Origin of the sequence: Luteibacter sp. UNCMF366Tsu5.1, from assembly GCF_900119235.1 — a bacterium.
Lineage (GTDB): Bacteria > Pseudomonadota > Gammaproteobacteria > Xanthomonadales > Rhodanobacteraceae > Luteibacter > Luteibacter flocculans.
Genome location: NZ_FPIS01000011.1, coordinates 1 through 2001, shown reverse-complemented (window position 1 = coordinate 2001; position 2001 = coordinate 1). Strand labels below are relative to the sequence as shown.

Annotated in this window: 1 protein-coding gene; it reads right to left on the bottom strand. The window is 64.6% G+C overall.

All coding sequences use genetic code 11. The features are described 5' to 3' along the window. The coding region (locus tag BT115_RS18185; protein ID WP_143144639.1) for a non-ribosomal peptide synthetase at positions 1-2001 on the bottom strand (2001 nt) is incomplete at both ends.

The following is a 2001-nucleotide window of genomic DNA, read 5'->3' as shown; positions in this document are numbered from 1 at the left end:
GTAGTCGAGCTGGCGAGACAGCCCGCCGCCCTCTTCCAGCCAGCGCCGCTGCCAGATCGCATAGTCGGCGTACTGGATGGGCAAAGCCGGCAGCGCCGCGCCCGGATCGGCCAGCAGCGCGCCCAGTTCGGATAGCAGGATACCCGTCGACCAGCCATCGCTGACGATGTGATGCATGGTGAGCATGAGCACGTGGTCGCCTTCGGACACCGTCACCAGCAAACCGCGCAGCAGTGGGCCCGCAGCGAGATCGAACGGCGTCGATGCTTCCGTAAGGCATAGCCGTTGCGCTTCAGCCAAGGCATCTCCCGGCGCACAGGCAGAGAGATCGACCGCGACGAACGGTATCGCGACGTCCGGCAGAACGCGCTGCTTCGGCGCGCCATCCACCAACGGGAACACGGTACGCAGCGACTCGTGGCGCACGGTCAGACGATGTATCGCATCTGCTACCGCCGCAGCATCCACGCGACGCGAGAGGCGCGCCGCCAACGGCATGTTGTAGGCCGTGCTGGCCGGTTCGAGCTGTTGCAGGAACCACAGGCGTTCCTGCGCGTAACCGAGTACCACGTCGCCCGCGCCCCGCTCTGCTCTCAGTGGCAGCAGATCGGATGGCGTGGCCTTTTGCACACACGCGGTCAGATCCTTGAGCAAGGGATAGGTAAAGATATCGCGCAGGGGAAGCTCGACGCCAAACGCGTGTCGAATGCGCGCCACCAGCCGTGTCGCAAGCAGCGAATGGCCGCCGAGGTCGAAGAAGTCGTCTTCGATGCCGATCTGGTCGGACGCCACTCCGAGCACCGCTTCCCACACTTCCACCATGCGCTGTTCGTCGTCGGTGGTGGGTGCCACACGAAGGGCGCGCGGCGCCACCGCGACATCGATGGCCGCGAGAGCACGCCGATCGGTCTTGCCGCTCGTCGTCGCCGGCCATATCGCAAGCGCCATGAACAGCGAAGGGACCATGTACGCCGGCAGCGCCCGCATGGCATGTTCGCGCAGCGCCTCGTCGGCGGACTCGGCACCCGCAGCCAAACGGTAAAACGCGACGAGGCGTTGGGCAGTACCCTGCCCTTGCACGATGACCGCGGCTTTTTCGACGCTTTCGTGCGTCTCCAGGCACGCCTCGATCTCACCCAATTCGATCCGCTGGCCGCGCAGTTTTACCTGCGTGTCGATACGGCCGAGATAGTCGATGGTGCCATCGTCGTTCCAGCGGGCCAGATCGCCCGAGCGATACATGCGCTCGCCGGCCACGAACGGGTCGGCGACGAAACGCTCGGCCGTCAGGTCCGGTCGATTGAGATAGCCTCGCGCCAGCTGGTCGCCCGCAATGAAAAGCTCTCCCGCCACACCGAGCGGCTGCGGCTGGTCATGCCGATCGAGAATGTAGATACGGGTGTTATCCAGCGGACGTCCGATCGGCACGACCACCGGTACGCTGCCGTCGCATTCGTAGGCCGTTACGTCGATGGCGGCTTCGGTCGGCCCGTACAGGTTGTACAAATGTGCATGCGGGAACACGGCCTTGTAGCCGCGAGCGACCGCTGCGGGCATGGCTTCGCCGCCGCAGAACAGATGCTTGACCGAAGGATGCTCGCCGCGCGCATGTTCCAGGAACATGCTGACCATGGATGGGACGAAGTGCAGTGTCGTGATGCCATGGCGATCGATCAGCGTATCCAGGTACGCCACGTCGCGGTGACCACCCGGGACCGCGAGCACCAGATGCGCGCCGACCATCAACGGCCAGAAGAACTCCCAGACCGATACGTCGAAGCTGTACGGCGTCTTCTGCAGGACGACGTCATCCGGCGATAGCCCATACCGATGCAGACGCCAGTGCATCTGGTTCACCAGGGCGCGGTGCTCGGTCAGCACGCCCTTCGGCAGACCGGTCGAACCTGACGTATAGAGCACATAGCAAAGATCGGTCGCTGCGGCCGGGTCGGCAAGCGGCACGTCTTTGGCGTCCGCTTCGATGGCAGACCATTCGCTGTC